General features: G+C 71.5%; 15 protein-coding genes and 1 tRNA gene. 6 read left to right on the top strand and 10 right to left on the bottom strand.

Annotated features, from left to right (window positions below):
* Positions 1 to 186: 186 nt before the first annotated feature.
* A complete protein-coding gene (locus V9G19_RS00645; RefSeq protein ID WP_462283566.1) occupies positions 187 to 582 on the bottom strand; it encodes a hypothetical protein in 396 nt (131 codons plus the stop codon).
* On the opposite strand from V9G19_RS00645, the gene V9G19_RS00650 reads away from it, so the two are divergent.
* The 5 genes from V9G19_RS00650 (at position 566) to V9G19_RS00670 (ending at position 5,976) form a co-directional block, all read left to right on the top strand.
* Positions 566 to 1,150, top strand: coding sequence for a L,D-transpeptidase family protein (locus tag V9G19_RS00650; RefSeq protein ID WP_462283567.1), 585 nt, complete (start codon positions 566 to 568; stop codon positions 1,148 to 1,150). The genes V9G19_RS00645 and V9G19_RS00650 overlap by 17 nt on opposite strands.
* 224 nt (positions 1,151 to 1,374) lie before the next feature.
* Entirely contained in the window at positions 1,375 to 2,082 is a 708-nt protein-coding gene (locus V9G19_RS00655) for a 3-keto-5-aminohexanoate cleavage protein (protein WP_462283568.1), read from the top strand.
* Between the two features lie 5 nt (positions 2,083 to 2,087).
* On the top strand, positions 2,088 to 2,774 hold the full coding sequence (locus V9G19_RS00660) for a response regulator transcription factor (RefSeq protein ID WP_462283569.1): 687 nt from the start codon (positions 2,088 to 2,090) through the stop codon (positions 2,772 to 2,774).
* Positions 2,771 to 4,042: a HAMP domain-containing sensor histidine kinase gene (locus V9G19_RS00665; RefSeq protein ID WP_462283570.1), complete on the top strand. Its 1,272-nt coding sequence runs from the start codon at positions 2,771 to 2,773 to the stop codon at positions 4,040 to 4,042. The genes V9G19_RS00660 and V9G19_RS00665 overlap by 4 nt, the downstream gene beginning before the upstream one ends.
* A gap of 140 nt (positions 4,043 to 4,182) precedes the next feature.
* Positions 4,183 to 5,976 carry an IS1634 family transposase gene (locus V9G19_RS00670; RefSeq protein ID WP_462283571.1) on the top strand — a complete coding sequence of 598 codons (1,794 nt, stop codon included), beginning with the start codon at positions 4,183 to 4,185 and terminating at the stop codon, positions 5,974 to 5,976.
* Positions 5,977 to 6,084: 108 nt separating this feature from the next.
* On the opposite strand, the gene V9G19_RS00675 is transcribed toward V9G19_RS00670, so the two are convergent.
* Both V9G19_RS00675 and dacB read right to left on the bottom strand, forming a co-directional pair.
* Entirely contained in the window at positions 6,085 to 7,158 is a 1,074-nt protein-coding gene (locus tag V9G19_RS00675) for a zinc-dependent metalloprotease (RefSeq protein ID WP_462283572.1), read from the bottom strand.
* Positions 7,159 to 7,188: 30 nt separating this feature from the next.
* Positions 7,189 to 8,631, bottom strand: coding sequence for a D-alanyl-D-alanine carboxypeptidase/D-alanyl-D-alanine endopeptidase (gene dacB / locus V9G19_RS00680; RefSeq protein WP_462283573.1), 1,443 nt, complete (start codon positions 8,629 to 8,631; stop codon positions 7,189 to 7,191).
* An 81-nt stretch (positions 8,632 to 8,712) separates the two neighbouring features.
* Here dacB and V9G19_RS00685 point away from each other — a divergent pair, with 81 nt between their 5' ends.
* Positions 8,713 to 9,390, top strand: a complete 678-nt coding sequence (locus V9G19_RS00685; RefSeq protein ID WP_462283574.1) for an inorganic diphosphatase — start codon at positions 8,713 to 8,715, stop codon at positions 9,388 to 9,390.
* A 166-nt stretch (positions 9,391 to 9,556) separates the two neighbouring features.
* Here V9G19_RS00685 and V9G19_RS00690 read toward each other — a convergent pair whose 3' ends face one another.
* The 7 genes from V9G19_RS00690 to tmk form a co-directional block, all read right to left on the bottom strand.
* Positions 9,557 to 10,975: a C40 family peptidase gene (locus V9G19_RS00690; protein ID WP_462283575.1), complete on the bottom strand. Its 1,419-nt coding sequence runs from the start codon at positions 10,973 to 10,975 to the stop codon at positions 9,557 to 9,559.
* 323 nt (positions 10,976 to 11,298) lie between these two features.
* Positions 11,299 to 11,372, bottom strand: a tRNA-Thr gene (locus V9G19_RS00695).
* A gap of 135 nt (positions 11,373 to 11,507) precedes the next feature.
* Positions 11,508 to 13,076 (bottom strand): AMP-binding protein, encoded by a 1,569-nt coding sequence (locus tag V9G19_RS00700; RefSeq protein WP_462283576.1) that lies wholly within the window; start codon positions 13,074 to 13,076, stop codon positions 11,508 to 11,510.
* Position 13,077: 1 nt separating this feature from the next.
* Positions 13,078 to 14,628: an alpha/beta hydrolase gene (locus V9G19_RS00705; RefSeq protein WP_462283877.1), complete on the bottom strand. Its 1,551-nt coding sequence runs from the start codon at positions 14,626 to 14,628 to the stop codon at positions 13,078 to 13,080.
* A gap of 38 nt (positions 14,629 to 14,666) precedes the next feature.
* The gene (locus tag V9G19_RS00710; protein WP_462283577.1) at positions 14,667 to 15,833 is read right to left on the bottom strand and encodes a DNA polymerase III subunit delta'; all 1,167 of its coding nucleotides are present in this window, start codon (positions 15,831 to 15,833) and stop codon (positions 14,667 to 14,669) included.
* On the bottom strand, positions 15,820 to 16,035 hold the full coding sequence (locus V9G19_RS00715; RefSeq protein WP_462283578.1) for a hypothetical protein: 216 nt from the start codon (positions 16,033 to 16,035) through the stop codon (positions 15,820 to 15,822). The genes V9G19_RS00710 and V9G19_RS00715 overlap by 14 nt, the downstream gene beginning before the upstream one ends.
* Positions 16,032 to 16,652 (bottom strand): dTMP kinase, encoded by a 621-nt coding sequence (gene tmk / locus V9G19_RS00720; RefSeq protein WP_462283579.1) that lies wholly within the window; start codon positions 16,650 to 16,652, stop codon positions 16,032 to 16,034. The genes V9G19_RS00715 and tmk overlap by 4 nt, the downstream gene beginning before the upstream one ends.
* Positions 16,653 to 16,690: the final 38 nt, after the last annotated feature.

A 16,690-nucleotide genomic window follows, 5' to 3' on the forward strand; every position in this document is an offset into this window, starting at 1 on the left:
GTCCCGGGAATGTGTCGTGTCGTGGGGATAACGCTACATCGTTTGAGGGGAATTCCGCGCTTCGGGCCCACGGACCGGCAGATGGCGGTTTGCCGGCGATTCCGGGCTGTGGTGTGACGAGGCCGTTATCTGCGCGGACACAACCGGACGCGCTCCCGGCGCGTCAGTCTCGGTGAAAGCCGACCGTCAGGCGACCGGCAGCAAAGGAGACGGATCGATGACCACGCTGGGCCGACGGATCGCGACGGTGGTGGCCGCCGGGACCCTGGCGGCCGGGGCCCTGGCCGGGTGCTCGGCCGGCAGCGGGAGCGACACCGGCACGGGTAGCTCCGGATCGCGCGCGACCTCGCCGAGCACCTCGACGGCGACTGGCGCCTCCGGCAGTTCGACGACACCGGGCGGTTCGATGACACCGGGCGGTTCCGGCCCAACCGGCACGGGCGGCCCCAACTCCTCCTCGACCACCCGCCCACCCACGGCATCGCGCTCGGCGTCCACCACGGCGAAGCCGACGACGCCGTCGAGCACGACCGCGACGCCACCTCCCCTGACCGACACCAGCATGATGAAGGTCGGCTCCACGGGCCCGGCCGTGCAACGGATGCAGCAGCGGCTCAGTGATCTCGGCTATTGGCTCGGCACACCCGACGGGACCTACGGCTACCAGACCAGCCAGGCGGTCATGGCCCTGCAAAAGACCGCTGGCCTCGGGCGCGACGGCGTGTATGGCCCGGCCACCCGGGCGGCCCTGGCCAAGGGCGTGCGGCCGACGCTGTACGTCAGCGGCAACGCCGTCCAAATCAACCTGGCGACCCAGGTGCTGACGATCGTCGAGAACGGCGCGATCGTCGCCATCCTCAACACCAGCACCGGCAGCGGCCAGCAGTACGTCAACGAGGGCGAGACCCGGACCGCGATCACCCCGCGCGGGACGTTCTCGGTGATCATGCAGATCGACGGCCTCGACGAGGGCCCGCTCGGGGACCTGTGGCGGCCGAAGTACTTCGTCGGCGGCATCGCCGTCCACGGCTCGGCCAGCGTCCCCGGCTATCCCGCCTCGCACGGGTGCGCCCGCGTCTCCAACGCCGCCATGGACATGATCTGGGCCCGCAATCTGATGCCGATGGGCCGCACCGTCCTTGTCCGCTGAGGGCGAGATCTCCGTCCACCACCCGCGTACTCCGTGCAACTTCTGCTAGCAGGGTTTCCTTGATGGCCACCACCGTGCTGCCTATCGGGACCTTCACGAAGGTGCGCTAGGGGGCCGTTTCGCGGGCACGGGGCCACTTCAGCTGTGGCTGAGTCGCACATCTTCGGCAGGCGGGTCCTGCCGCTGGTATGCCGCGGCCACCCGCGCGCGGTAGCGTCGGGAGCGTGCTCCAGGCGTGCCTCAACGGTGCCCGTATGCCGGGCGAGCATCCCCGGCTGCCGGTGACCCCGGCCGCGCTCGCGGCCGACGCGGCTGCCGCGCAGGCCGCGGGGGCCGCCGCGCTGCACGTGCACGTCAAGTCCGCCGCCGGCACCGACACCTTCGCCGCCCGGCCGCTCGCCGCGACTCTGGAAGCCATCCGGCGGGCCGCGCCCGGGCTGCCCGTCGGGGTGACGACCGGCGCCTGGGCCCAGCCCGACGTCGAGGCCCGGCTCGCCAACATCTCCACCTGGTCGGCGCTGCCCGACCATGCCTCGGTCAACTGGCACGAGGACGGTGCCGAGCAGGTCGCTGCCGCGCTGCTCGAGCGGGGGATCGGGGTCGAGGCGGGCCTGTGGACCCCCACGGCGCTCGACTCGTGGTTGCGTTCCGGTCTGCGCGGGCGCTGCCTGCGCGTGCTGCTCGAACTGCCCGACCGCGATGCCGAGGTCACCGAGCGGCTGAGCGGCCACCTGCTCGGCCGGCTGCGCGAGGCCCGCGATGTCGTGCCGGTCCTGCTGCACGGCGAGGGCGAAAGCACCTGGCCGGCGCTGCGCCTGGCCCGGCGCCTCGGCCTGGACACGCGCATCGGGCTGGAGGACACGCTGCGGCTGCCCGACGGCGCGCTCGCCCCCGACAATGCCGCCCTGGTCGCCGCGGCCGCCGAGGTCTGAGCGGGGTGGGCGTGCAGGTCCTGCTGGTCGACGACGAGGACGAGCTGGCCCGCAGCACGACCGAGTACCTCGGCTACTTCGGCATTACCGCCGCCCACGTGGCCACCGCCGCCTCGGCGGCGGCCTTCCTCGAGCGCCACGACGTCGACCTCGTGCTGCTCGACGTCAACCTGCCCGACGGCAGCGGCTTCGACCTGTGCCGCCGGTTGCGCGCCGAATCCGACCTGCCGATCCTGTTTGTCAGCGCCCGCGGCAGCGACGACGACCAAATCCTCGGCCTGACTCTCGGCGGCGACGACTACATCCGCAAGCCCTATTCGCTCAGCGTCCTGCTGGCCAAGGTCCGACGGGTCCTCGAACGCGCGAGTGCCGCGCCCCGCCGGGAGGCCGACTACGACGACGGGCACCTGCGGATCGACGCCGCGAACGACCGCGTCTACGTCGACGGCGCCGAGGTGAGCCTGCCCGCGCTGGAGCACCGGCTGCTGCGCTACCTCGTCGAGCATCGCGGCCGGGTGCTGACCAAGGCCGAACTCTTCCGGGACGTCTGGGAGGAGGCGATCACCGGCGACGGCACGCTGACCGTGCACGTCTCCCGGCTGCGCACACGCATCGAGCCCGACCCCGACCACCCCCGCTACATCCGCACCGTCTGGGGCCGCGGCTACCTCTTCGAGGACGCCCTCGGGTGAGGCCCTGGCGCGTCTTCGCCGCCCTTGCCGTGCTCGCCGCACTGACCTGGGGCGCTCTCGCGTTCGCCGTGACCCGGCCGCTCCCACCGCCGGACGTCGTCGCCGCACACGCGCTGCAACGCCGGCTGGAGGACACGTGGGGGAGCGCGATCGGCGAGGGGGAGCTCGCGGCATACGGGCGGGCGGCGGTGGTCGACGCCACCGGCCGGGTCCTCGCCGCCCACGACCTGGACGCCACGAGTGAGCTCGCCGCGCTGCGCGCCGGCGCTTCCGCGCTCGACCTGCGGGTCGCCGGCCGCGGCGTCGGCCGGCTCTATCTCGCCCCCGACACCCCCGCCCGCGTCGCCGAACGCGGCCGCACCGCCCTGTGGGCGACCGGCCTCGCGCTGGCCGCCGTTCTGGCCGGCGCCGCCCTCGTCCTCGCCTGGGTCGAGCGCCGGATGCTGCGCCCCTTCCGCACGCTCGAACACTTCGCTCGCCGGGTCGCCGGCGGCGATCTCGCGGTCCCGCTGGCGATGGACCGCGGCAATGCGTTCGGCGCGTTCTCGGAGAGCTTTGATCTGATGCGGACCGAGCTGGCCGCGGCCCGGGAGCGTGAACGCGTGGCCCAGGAGAGCAAGAAGGAACTGCTCGCCCAGCTCAGCCACGACATCCGCAGCCCGCTCGCGTCGATCACCGCCGCCACCGAGGTGCTCGCGCTCGGTGAACCGGCCACCGACCGCCGTCGGCGGCTGGAGCAGATCCTCGCCAAGTGCGCCCAGCTCGACTCCCTCGTCACCGAACTCTTCGACGCCAGCGCCGACGAACTCCAGGCCCTCCCGGTGACGGTCGCCGAACACTCAAGCGGCGCACTCGAGGCACTCATCCGGTTGGTCGACACCGATGGCCGCGTCGCCCGGATCGACCTGCCCGCCTGCCTGCTCGGCTATGACGCCCGCCGGATGCAGCAGATCCTCGACAACATCCTCGCCAACGCCGCCAAGTATGCCGGCACGCCCGTCGTCGTGACCGCCACCTTCCCCGCGGCCGGCGGGATGCTGCGTCTCGCCATCGCCGACACCGGCCCGGGGGTCGCCGCCCGCGAACTCGACCTGCTCACCGGCCGCGGCATCCGCGGCACCAACGCCGACGGCAAACCCGGCCGCGGGCTGGGGCTGTTCATCGCGGCATACCTGATAGAGCGGATGGGCGGCGACCTCGCCTGCCGGCCCACCGACCCGCAGACCGGTCGCGGCCTGACCGTCGACCTCACCCTGCCCCTCGCCTAAGGGCCCCCGCCTAAGCCGAAGTTGCGAGTGGTTTGAGGGCTGATCCCCGTTTTGACCTGCAGTGATGCGGCTTCTAACCCCTCGGTGTGTCGTCACTAAAGTGGATCGATCGATCCGGCACGGTGTGATATTTTGGCGGTATGGCGAAACGTGGTGGAGCGGTTCATGTGACCACGCACCGTCGTCACTATGTTGGTAAGGACGGGGTGGCCCGGGACTACGAGACCCACCTGTTGCGGCGTTCCTGGCGGGAGAACGGCAAGGTGCGCAACGAGACGGTCGCGAACCTCTCCCACCTGCCGGCCGAGCTGATCGAGGTGATCCGGGCCCGCCTGGCCGGGCAGGCGTTCATCCCGGCCGACCAGGCCGCCACCATCACCCGCTCCCTGCCGCACGGGCATGTGGCCGCGGTGTGGGCCCAAGCCCGGGCCCTGGGCCTACCCGGGCTACTCGGGCCGCCCGGGCGGGCCCGGGACCTGGCGATGGGGCTGATCATCGCCCGAGTGCTGGCACCCGGCTCGAAGCTGGCGACCATCTCCTGGTGGGCCGACACCACCCTGGGCGTCGACCTCGACCTGGCCGGTGCCTCCACCGACGAGGTCTACGCGGCGATGGACTGGCTACTCGGGCGCCAGGACGCGATCGAGAAGCAGCTGGCCCGGCGCCACCTGGCCGCCGACGCCAACCCCGCCCGGATGGCGCTGTTCGACCTATCGTCCTCGTGGATGGAAGGCAGCCACTGCCCACTGGCCCGGCGCGGCTACTCCCGCGACGGGAAGAAGAACCGCACCCAGATCGAGTACGGGCTGCTGACCGACCCGGCCGGTCGCCCGGTCGCGATCCGGGTCTTCCCCGGCAACACCGCCGACCCCACCGCGTTCATCGAGGCCGTCACCCTGGTGCGGGACACCTTCAAACTCACCGAGATGGTCATGGTCGGCGACCGCGGCATGATCACCACCGCCCGGATCACCGCGATCCGCCACACCAACACCGACCCGGCCACCCGAGCCGACCTCGGCTGGATCACCGCGCTGCGCGCCCCCGCGATCAAAACCCTTGCCGCCGAGGGCGGCCCGCTTCAACCAACCCTGTTCGATGAACACAACCTGGCCGAAATCAGCCACCCCGACTACCCCGGGGAACGGCTGATCGCCTGCCGCAACCCGTTCCTGGCCACCGAACGCGCCCGCAAACGCGAGGACCTGCTCACCGCCACCGAAACCGCCCTGGCCCCCACCCAGCGAGCAGTGGCCGAGGGCCGGCTAGCCGGCGCCGACACGATCGGCCTGCGGGTCGGCAAACTCCTCAACAAATACCCGATGGCCAAACACTTCGACCTGACCATCACCGACACCACCGTGGTGATCACCCGCAAAACCAGCCAGATCGCCGCCGAAGCCGCCCTCGACGGCATCTACGTGCTACGCACCCCAACGCCCGCCGAGACCCTCACCCCCGCCAGCATCGTCCAGGCCTACAAAAACCTCGCCCACGTCGAACGCGACTTCCGCAGCATCAAAGCCACCGACCTCGACCTGCGCCCGATCTACCACCGCCTCGAAGACCGCGTCCGCGCCCACGTCCTGATTGTGATGCTCGCCGCCTACCTGACCTGGCACCTACGCGCCACCCTAGCCCCCCTGACCTACACCGACGAACACCCGCCAACACCCGCCGACCCGGTCGCCCCCGCCCACCGCTCCCCAGCCGCGGACCGCAAAGCCTCCCGACACACCGACGACCACGACCAGCCCGTGCGGTCCTTCCCGGCCCTGCTCAAACACCTCGCCACCCTGACCCGCAACGACCTGCGCTACGGCACCGACCACACCACACCCCTCGTGCCCACCCTGGCCGAACCCACCCCCACCCAACGCCACACCTTCGCCCTCCTAAACGCCCCCATCCCCCTAACCATCAACGGCAAGTAGACAGAACCACCAACACCCAAACCAGCGAACCCCCTGCCCAGCAGGGGGTTCGCCACGTCAACCAGCCGTAACTTCGGGTTAGTGGAGGCCCCCAGCCCGGCGGCCCAGTCAGCCGTGGACGCGGGTGACCCAGGCCTGCGGGTCGTGGATCTCGGCGGGCAGCGGCAGGGTCTCGGGCGAGGTCCAGACCGCGTTGAACCCGTCCACGCCGACTCGGTCGGTGACGCCCCGGACGAACTTCGCGCCGTCACGGTATTGGGCGAGCTTGGCGTCCAAGCCGAGCAGCCGGCGCAGCACCTTGTCCAGCGCACTGACCCCGCCGCGGCGGGCCTCGAACTTCGAGCGGATGTCGGCGACGCTGGGGATGATCGCCGGCCCGACCTCGTCCATGACGACATCGGCGTGGCCCTCGAGCAGGCTCATGATCGCGGTGACCGCGGCGATCTTCTCGCGCTGTTCGGGGGTGGCGAACAGTTCGGCCAGGCCGCCGCCGCCCGAGCCCATGGCGTCGGGCAGGCGCTTGACCAGCTGCTGCAGCCGCTCGCCGAGTTCGCTCGGGGTGGGAGTCAGGTCGCGCACCAACTCGTGGGCGCGGCCGATCATGTGCTCGCGCAGCCACGGCACCGCGGTGAACTGCACGCGGTGGGTCTCCTCGTGCATACAGACCCAGGCGCGGAAGTCGGCGGCATCCACGTCCAGTTCCCGCTGAACCGCCACGAGGTTGGGGGCCACGAGCAGCAGGCGTGGCGTGCCCTGCGGCGCGAGGTCGTACTGGCCGAGGATCTTGGCGGCCATGAAGGCGAGCAGCGCGCCGGTCTCGGCGCCGGTGACCTTGCCGCCGATCGCGGTGGCGGTCGGTCCGGGCATGACCGAACGGCCGGAGGCGACCTTCTCGAAGACGGGGCTCATCAGCGCCGCCATCGAGTCGACGTTGAGGTCGATCCAGGTGGCCCGGTCGACGACGAGCGCATCCGGGGCTACCCCGGGGGCGTGCATCCGGGTGGTCTCGGCCACCGGGGCCTGCGCGGCAGCCGCCGCCTCGCGGATGCGCGCGACGATCTCGCGTGCTTCGTCCGGGGCGACGCTCGGCCCGGATGGGACCAGGCGCCGGCCGGTGGCCTTGGCGAACTCCCAGTCGACGAACGCCGGGGCGCCGCCCTGGTCGGTGGTGATCTCGCTCAACGGGTCTCCTTCTGGTTTGGGCCGACGCCGTCAGCGGCAACCGCAGGCGGTCAGGTCGGCCACGAACCGGTCCAACGCGATCCGGGCCGCCCACGTTCCCGAGGTGGGCGGGACGGCGTCGGCAATGATCACGAAGTCGATTTCCCGCTCGTCGGCGGTGACCGTCGTACCGAGCAGGCCGGAGATGCCGGTGAGCGTGCCTGTCTTGGCGCGGGCGATCCCGGCCGCGGCATCGGCGGGTGCCTCGCGGAAGCGGTCATACAGCGTGCCGTCCAGGCCGGCGACCGGGAGCCGCGCCAGCAGGTCGTCCAGGCCGGGCAGATCACCGGCCCGGGCCTTGGCGACGACCGCCGACAGCAGCGCGACGGTCGCGGTTTGTCCTCGGCTAAGGCCCGAGGTGTCGAGCAGGTGGGTGCCGCTCAGGTCCAGTCCGAGCTTCTTCAGCTCGCTGGTGACGTATGCCGCATTGGCCGCGAAGCTGCCGTCTCCCCCCGCCTTGATCGCCGCCTGGCGGGCAAGGTTCTCGGTGAGTGCGTTGTCGCTCTCGTCGAGGGCAATCGCCAGGACCTCGCGATAGGGGGCGGAGTCGGCGCTGGCCAGGAGGGGGGCGTCGGCGGGAGCCGGCCGCAGCCGTCCGTCTTGCCCCGTGTCTGGTTTCGCGGTGATGCCGTGTTTGGCGAGTTGCTCGGCCAGGGCGGTCACGGCCTCGGCCTCGGGGTCGGTCGGGGACGGCTCACCCGGCTTCGGGCGCTGCGCGGCCAGGCCGATCATCGAGACGCCCTGGGTATATCCCGCGGCGACGTCGGCCATATTCCAGCCGGCCGGGTAGCGCTCCCCCGCGGCGTAGCTCGCGTCGATGCGCACCGTGAACGCGGCGTCGTCCTCACCGGCCGCGGTCAGCGCGGCGGCGGCCTGCTCGGCCAGGTCGCCGAGCCCCGCGTGCCCGGCGACCTCGCCCGAATCGCCCGCGCCTCGAGCGAGCAGGGTGTCGCCGGCCGCGATCACGGTCAGTTCCGTGGGGCCGGAGCGGACCAGGCGCGTTGTCATGACCGCGTCGAGGTCGAGGGTCTGGGTCACCGCGGCGGCGGTGAGGATCTTGGCCGTCGAGGCGACCCCCCGCGGCTTCTCGGCACCGATGCTCAACAGCTGGCTGCCCGTCCGAGCGTCACGGATGCTGACCCCGACACTGGGGCCGAGCGCGGCCTGCGCCAGGGCGGGCCCGAGCGCCGTCCGCAGGCCCGCCGCGGTGGGGACCGGGGCATCGCCGGGAAGGGCGGCGAGCACGGCACCCTCGCCTGCCGGAGTGGGCAGCGGAGCGAGCGTCGGCGAGGGGCCGCTCGGGGTGGCCGTGGCCGGGAGGGGGGTGGGCTGCTGGCGAGTGAGGATGCCCGGGGCGATGTCGAGGACGTCGGCTGCGGCATACGTGCCAAGGAGTGACAGACTGAGCAGGCTCGCCGCCAGCAGCTTGCGCACCGGGACCCCCCTTTCCGCAGGCGTGGTGGCGCGTGGGCACTGTCCAGTGAGCCTAGGTCATCGAAGGTCAGGGAGGCCGGAGTGGAATTCGACGTCACCGTGGAGATCCCCAAGGGTGCGCGCAACAAGTATGAGGTCGATCACGAGACCGGGCGGATCCGGCTCGACCGGCTGTTGTTCACCTCGATGGCCTACCCCGCGGACTATGGCTACGTCGAGGACTCCCTGGGTGAGGACGGTGACCCGCTGGACGCGCTCGTGCTGCTCGATGAGCCGACCTGGCCGGGATGCCTCGTGCGGGCCCGGCCGATCGGGATGTTCCGGATGAAGGACGAGGCCGGCGGCGACGACAAGATCCTCTGCGTGCCGGCGGGGGATCCGCGGATGACCCACATCACCGAGCTGGAGCACGTCAGCAAGTTCGACGTCCTGGAGATCCAGCACTTCTTCGAGACCTACAAGGACCTCGAACCGGGCAAGTCCGTCGAGGGCGCCCACTGGACCGGCCGCGAGGAGGCCGAGCAGACGGTCAACGAGGCCCTGGAGCGCGCTAAGTCGGCGGGGATGACGACCGCCCGCTGGCGGATGCCGACCCCCGAGTCCCGCTCCCAGGCCGAGCCGGCCGGCGCCTCGCACGGCGCCCACTCGTCCGCCGGCGTGGAGTTCGCCAGCCGGGAGCGGCCGCTCAGCGATACCGACGGCATCCGCGACAGCGAGCTGGCCACCAAGGACAAGCCGTTGAAGGACGAGCGCTCTTAGCGGGCACACCCGACCACGACGCGCGGACATTCAAACGATCAAAGCCGATCGATCCCCCGCAATTGCACGATCAAATCCGCGCGGCCGACACCCATTGATCGTTTGACTGTTCGCCCTGAGCCGGCTGCGCGTCCTGCCACCGCGGATTGGGTGGGGAATTGCCCTCTCAGCCCGGGCGGCCGCCGTAGGGCAGCAGGTCGCTACGGTAGATCGAGGCGTAGCGCACGACCGCGCCGGTGTGCGGCGCCTCGATCATCTGCCCGCCGCCGACATACAACCCGACGTGCGTGCTCGACTCGCCGCTGTAGCCGTAGAAGACGATGTCGCCCGGCTGGAGGCTGGCGATCGGCACCCGGGCGGTTTCGGCCCATTGGGCGCCGGTGTAGTGCGAGAGGTAGACCCCGGCTTGGCGCCAAGCCATCATCGTCAGGCCCGAGCAGTCGAAGCTGTCCGGCCCGGCGGCACCCCACTGATAGGGCTTGCCGAGCTGGGCCTGGGCATAGGCGATCGCGGCCGACGCGCCGCCGGACGGCGGTGGTGGCGTGCTGGTGCTCGTCGGCGGGGGTGTGCTGGTCGGCGGGGGCGTGGTCGAGGTCGTGGTTGGGGGCGGCGTGCTGGTCGTGGTCGGCGGCGGGGTGGAGGTCGTGCTGGGCGGGCGACTCGTGGTCGACGTGCTCGTCTGCGGCGGCGAACTCGTCGATGTCGTGGTCGGCGGCCGGGTCGAGCTGTTCGTGTGGCCGGGTGGCGTGGTTGAACTGCCGGTGTGGGAGGCCGGCGGGTTCTGGTCCGCGTGCTCCTGGGCCTGCTGGGCCAGGCCGTCGAGCCGGCGGCGCTCGGTGGCGGTCGATGTCTGGCGCAGGCGGGCCAACTCGCCGGCGAGGACCTCGCGCTGCCCGGCGACCCGGACGGTGTCGGCCTCGGCCCGGCGCAATTCCTGGCGTGCCAACGCGGCCGCGGCCTCGGCCCGCTCGCTGGCCTGGCGCTGCGCGGCGGTGGCGGCGTCGGCCGTGGCCTCCAGCGAGGCGGCGGTGCTCTGGGCGACGCGGGCATCGTCGAGGCGATCGGCATACAGGGTGCCGACGAAGGTGAGTGCGCTCATCCGGTCGCTCAGTTCCTGCGGCCCGCGGGCGTCCAGAAGCGGGGCGAGGCTCTCCAGGCTGCCGCCCTGCTGGTAGGACAGCGCGGCGTAGTCGCGCAGCAGCTGGTCGGCGCGGGTCGCCGCTGCTGACGCCTCCTTGGCCCGGCGAGCGGCCTCACGTGCCGCCCGGGTGCGCTGCTCCAGCTCCCAGCGGGCGCCATTGGCCTGTTCGGCGACCGCTGCCGCACGCTCCTGGGTGGCGGCGAGATCGACCGCCGCCCGCGCGTATGCCGCATCCAGCTGCGCCACGCGGCCGGCCGCGTCGGCGGCAGCGGCCCGGGCGGCGTCGACCTCGGCCTGGCTGGGTATGCCGCTGTCCGGGTCGGCCTGGGCGACATAGCCGCCGCCGAGCACCGCCGCGCAGGTCAGGCTGACACCCCACACCGCCAGCCGCGCCGTGCGTGCGACGGGTTTGGCGGCTGGGTGTCGCGGGGGCAACGGGGGCATGCGCTCTGGGACTCCTTCACGGGCTGACGGCCAGGCGTGGGGGAACGCGCGCGCCCGCCCTGGCAGGGTAATGAACCGAGCAACCCTCTGAAAACCCCCGGCGACGAGAAAGCTGCCTGTGGCGGGTGTTACGCAAGTTACTCAGGATGCTTACATCACTGTGCTTCCGCAGGCCAGGGCGCGATCTCGATCACCCGTTCGGTATCGGGTAACGGAATCGTCACGATCCCGCGACTGACATGGACACACTCGCCGGCCCCCGCGCCCTGCTTGCCCTGCATCAAGTGACAAAGCCCCCGACGTGGAGTCGGGGGCGCCAGCCGAGCCGCTTGTCGGAATCGAACCGACGACCTATTCATTACGAGTGAATCGCTCTGGCCGACTGAGCTAAAGCGGCGTGCGCTCCGGGGTCGCGTTGGGCCCCAGGGTGCCGAACGAGTATACGTAGTCGATTGCCCCTCGGCCCAATCGCGATCTCGGAAGGGGGCGACATGACCACGCGGCACGGACGTGAGCACGCCCCCAAGAGGCGTCACAGCCGCCGGCCAAGTTCGCGCGCGAGGACCTTCCCGGTGGCATTGCGGGGCAACTCGGGGAGGAAGACAACGTCGCGGGGGATGCAGTGCCGTGCCCGCTGAGCTCGCACCTGGTCACGCACGTCGTCCGCGGTCAGCCGGGCACCGTCCCGCAGGACGACGAACGCGGCCAGGCGCTGGCCATACTCCTCATCGGGGACACCGATGACGCAGGCCTCGCGCACCGCCGGGTGGGCGAGGAGCGCCGACTCGACCTCGGCGGGATAGACGTTCTCGCCGCCGCTGACGATCATGTCGTCGGCGCGGCCGTCAACGACATACAGACCGTCCTCGATGTGGCCGAGGTCGCCGGTGTCGATCAGCCCGTCGTGCATGGGCTTGCCCGACCCCGCCGTGTAGCCGTCGAAGACCATCGAATTCCCGGCGAAGATCCGTCCCACCTCGCCGGGCGCGACCTCATGGCCGTCGTCGTCGAGGATCGTGACGACGGTGCCGTGCGGCGGGGTGCCCACCGAATCCGGATTGCGGCGCAGCTCCGTCGGCGTGGCGATGCACACCCAGGACACCTCGGTCGAGCCGTAGAGGTTGTAGAGCACGTCGCCGAACCGGTCCATGAACCGGGTCGCGAAGCCGTGCGGATAGGCCGACCCGGACGTCGCGACGATGCGCAGTTTGGGAAACCGGCCGGCAGGCTCGGCGGGCAGCTGCTCGAGCATCCGTTGCAGCATCACCGGGACGGCGAACATCACCTGGCAGCCCGCCTCCAGCAGCGTCGTCGCCGCCGCCTCCGGGGTGAACCGGCGCCGCAGCACGATGCGCGCGTGCAGGGTCAGGCACAGCTGGATCGCGGCATACCCCCAGGTGTGGAAGATCGGGGCCGACACGAGCACGGTCTCACCCGCCCGCAACGGGATCTTGTCGACGATCGAGACCAGCGGGCCGATGCCGCCCGGGTTGCGGCGCACCGCGCCCTTGGGCGTGCCGGTCGTGCCCGAGGTGAGGATGATCGTGCGCCCCGCCCGCGCCGGCCGGCCCGGCCCGGTGCCCCGCGGCAGCGCCGCCGCGGCAGCGCCCAGCTCGCCCTCACCGAGCCGGGCCACGGCCTGCGGCAACCCACCGACGACAGCCGCGAACTCGTCATCGTGGACCAGCAGGGTCAATGCCTGCCGCCGGGCGACCTCGGCCAGCTGTGGGGCGGACAGGCCGGTGTTGCACAACACCAGGTCGGCGCCCAGCATGCTCGCCCCGAGCATGACCTCGAGGGCGCCGACGTGATTGCGAGCGAGCATCCCGATCTGCACACCCGGCCCCGCCCCGCGCTCGCGCAAGGCCACCGCCACCCGGGCAGCCCGGTCGAGCAGCTCGGCATACGTGATCTCCCCCGCGTCCTCGTCATCGACGGCGACCGCGTTGGGGGCGATCCGGGCGGCCTGGGCCGCCTCGCCGACCAGACCGAACCCCCACCACGCCAACGCCGCGAGCTGTCCGACATAGCGGTGCGGCAGCGCCGGACCGACCAGGCGCGTGGTCACAATCGCCTTGGCGAGGGCGAGCGGGTTGATCACCTCAGCAGCGCAACCCGTCCTGCGGGACCGTGCCCTTGACATAGAAGTCGTCGAGCGCATCGTCGATACACGCGTTGGAGCGGGTGTATGCCGTGTGCCCGTCCCCGTCGTAGGTCACCAGCACCCCGGAGTCGAGTTGCTCGGCCAGCCGGGTCGCCCACTCATACGGCGTTGCCGGGTCGCGGGTGGTGCCGACGACGACGATCGGCGCCGCGCCGGCCGCGGCGATCTTATGGGGTTTGCCGGTCGCCGGGATTGGCCAGTTGCCGCACATCAGGCCCGACCAGCCGATGAACCGGCCAAACAGCGGCGCCTCCTTCTCGGCCTTCTCGGCCCGGGCACGGTGCACCGCGATATCGGGACTGTCCGGCGAGTCGAGGCAGTTGACCGCGTTGAACACCTGCAGCATGTTGCCCGAATAGGTGCCGTCGACGTTGCGCTCGGCATAGGAGTCGGCCAGCCCCATCAGCGCGGTCCCGTCGTTCTGGTTGACCAGGGCCTTCAGTGCGCTGGTGAGCGATGCCCACAAGCCCTGGTCATACATCGCCTGCGCCAGGCCGTATGCCGCCCACCCCTCGGTCAGCTGCTTGACCCGGGCATCGCCGGTCACCGGGGCAGGAGTGGCGTCGAGCTTGTCGAAGAGCTCGCCAAGGCCGGTCATCACCTGAGCCACCGAGGACCCGACCGGGCACTGGCCCTCCTGGACGCAGTCGGCGGCCCAGGCCCGGGTGGCCACCTCGAAGCCCTTGGCCTGCCCGATGAGCACCTCCTCGGGTGTCAGGTCGGGCGCGAGCACTCCGTCGAGAACCATCCGCCCGACATTGGCCGGGAACAAGCCGGCATAGGTGGCACCGAGGAAGGTGCCATAGGACTTGCCGAGGTAGTTGAGCTTGGCGTCCCCCACGGCCGCGCGCAGGATGTCCATGTCCTTGGCGACCTCGACCGTGGACACGTGCTCGGCCAGCGGGCTCGCGTTGGTCTTGCACGCCGCGCCGAAATCCTTGGCGGTCGTCACCGACTGCTGCTCCTCGGCGGCATCGTCGGGGGTGGGATCGGAGCCGAGATAATGGTCCATCTCGGGCGGGGTCAGGCACTCGACCGGGTCGGAGTCGCCGACTCCTCGCGGGTCGAAGCCCACGACGTCATAGGTGTCCCGGACGGGCGCGCCGACGACGAAATCGGCATACCGGGCGTATTCGACGCCGCTGCCCCCCGGGCCTCCCGGGTTGACCAGCAGCGAGCCGATCCGCTTGCGGGAGCTGCGGGCCGCGACCTTCAAGACGCTGAGCTCGATGGTCGCGCCGTCGGGTTTGGCGTAGTCGAGCGGGACGGTCAACTTGGCGCACTTGGCCGAGTCGCAGTCGGTCCAGGCCAGCTGCTGGCGATAGAAGGTCGCGAGCGCTTCTTGCCCGGACGGCAGCGCCGCCGAGGATGTCGTCGAGGAGCTGGACTCGCGCCGGTCGAAGGGGTTGGGAATCGAGCAGCCGGTCAGCAGCAGCGCCAGCGTCGCCACCACCGCCCCGCCCCGGGCTGCACGTCGTCTCACCGGCATGCCGAGACGGTAGCTCACCGACCCGACAGCTCCGGCAATCATCGGGGCAGCTGTAATGAAATCGCCATCGCCTCCAGCGCCAGCAGCGGCGGCACATTGGCCGCGATCCGCTCGCGCGCCAGCCCGATCGCGTCCATGGCGCCCAGCAATCCCGCCGGTGAGAAGGCCCGGGCAACCTGGCCGACGAGCGCGGCATTGTCCTGGTTGACCAGTTCCACGCCGCCTCCCGCGGAGCTGACCAGCGCGTCCCGATAGACCGACAGCAGGTCGATGAGCGTCCGGTCGATGACGTCGCGGGTGAACCGGGTCGCGCGCGTCTTTTGCTCGCGCTCCAGGGCCGAAAGCTGGGCGCGGATGTGCGGCGGCTGAGTCCGCGCGGCCGGGTCGGCGCCCAGGGTCAGCACGAGCCGCTCGCGCTCGCTCGCATTGCGCTCGGTCAGCGCCGCCTGCTTCTCCTCCTCGGCGATCGCCATCAGGTCGGCGGCCGCCCCGACCGCTTCGCCGACACCGGTGATCCGGCCGGCGAGACCGACGACCTGGTGGCGCCGGATGCGGGCGCCCTCGTCCCGGGCCAGGCGCCGGGCCTGGCCGATGTGCGACTGGGCGGCGCGCGCGGCATACAGGGCCATCGGCGCCTCGATGCCGTCACGGCGGGTCAGCAGCTGCGCGACCGAGGCGGCCGGCGGGGTGCGCAACCGGACTTGCCGGGAGCGGCTGCGCAAGGTGATCAGCACGTCCTCGACCGACGGGGCGCACAGCAGCCACACCGTCCGCGGCGACGGTTCCTCGATCGCCTTGAGCAGCCCATTGCCGGAATAGTCGTTGAGCCGGTCGGCGTCCTCGATGACGATCACCCGATAACGCCCGACCGAGGGCGCTCGCGCCGCGAGCTGGACCAGCTCGCGAGCCTGGTCAACCTTGATCTGCAAGCCCTCGGTCGAGACCAGATCGACATCGGCGTGACTTCCCTCGTATGCCGTGTGGCACTCCCGGCACTCCCCACACCCCCCGCTCGGGCACTGCAGGGCCGCGGCGAAGGCCCGCGCGGCGGTGGAGCGCCCCGAGCCGGGGGGCCCGGTGATCAACCAGGCGTGGGTCATCAGCGCCGGGTCGGCCACCGCGCGCCGCAGCACCGTGACCGCGGGCTCCTGCCCGGCCAGGTCACGCCAGATGCCCGTCAACGGGTCGGTCTCAGGTGTCGTCAAGGCAGCCAATCTCCACCCTCACCGTGCACCTCGGACAGGTCCACATCGGTCCGCTGTCGCTTACCGCTACGGCTTCTGCGTTGACCTCGCGCACCACCTCATCCGGCCCGAGTCCAGGCAGCGCATCGACGGCCAGCCAGATCGGTGTCGTTGCGTGCACATCGCGCAGGACTGGGGCCGCGAGTTCGGTCACCGTGGTCACGTGATCACGCCGTCGGCGCGCAGCCGCTGCAGGATCGCGGCGTGCAGCTGGTCGGCCGCGGCCATGCCGTCGAGGAGGAGATAGCGAAGCGGGTTTCCGTGGGCCATCGCCACGAAGTGCGCCCGGACCGCCGCGTGGAAGGCGTCGTCCTCGGACTCCAGCCGATCGTGGACCACCCCGCGCCGCTGCCGGCCCTGCGCCTCGGGCAGGTCGATGACGATGGTCAGGTCGGGGATAAGGTCATCGACCGCCCACAGCTGCAGGCGGTGCACTTCGTCGGCGCCGAGGCCCCGGGCCGCCCCCTGATAGGCGACCGCGGAATCGACATAGCGATCGGTAATCACCACCTGGCCGGCCGCCAGCGCCGGCGCGATCACTTCGGCGACGTGCTGGGCCTTGTCGGCGGCAAAGAGCAGCACCTCGGCGCGCGGAGCCATGTGGTCCCCGTGCAACACCAGCTCCCGCAGCTGGCCCCCGAGCCGGGTGCCTCCCGGCTGGCGGGTGAGCAGCACCTCCCGGCCGGCGCCGCGCAGCGCGTCGGCGAGCAGGCGCGCCTGAGTCGACTTCCCCGCCCCGTCACCCCCTTCGAGGGCCACGAAATAGCCGTCCGCGCGCATGTCGAAACCCTACTGGGCCACCCCGACAATGCCGCGGC

The sequence above is a fragment of the Nostocoides sp. genome (assembly GCF_037045025.1).
GTDB lineage: Bacteria > Actinomycetota > Actinomycetes > Actinomycetales > Dermatophilaceae > Nostocoides_A.

Bases quoted from the DNA above. Each gene is read 5' to 3' on its own strand.
- V9G19_RS00650 (WP_462283567.1), top strand. From the start codon at position 566: ATGAAGGTCGGCTCCACGGGCCCGGCCGTGCAACGGATGCAGCAGCGG.
- V9G19_RS00670 (WP_462283571.1), top strand. From the start codon at position 4,183: ATGGCGAAACGTGGTGGAGCGGTTCATGTGACCACGCACCGTCGTCAC.
- V9G19_RS00690 (WP_462283575.1), bottom strand. From the start codon at position 10,975: ATGCCCCCGTTGCCCCCGCGACACCCAGCCGCCAAACCCGTCGCACGC.
- V9G19_RS00705 (WP_462283877.1), bottom strand. From the start codon at position 14,628: ATGCCGGTGAGACGACGTGCAGCCCGGGGCGGGGCGGTGGTGGCGACG.
- tmk (WP_462283579.1), bottom strand. From the start codon at position 16,652: ATGCGCGCGGACGGCTATTTCGTGGCCCTCGAAGGGGGTGACGGGGCG.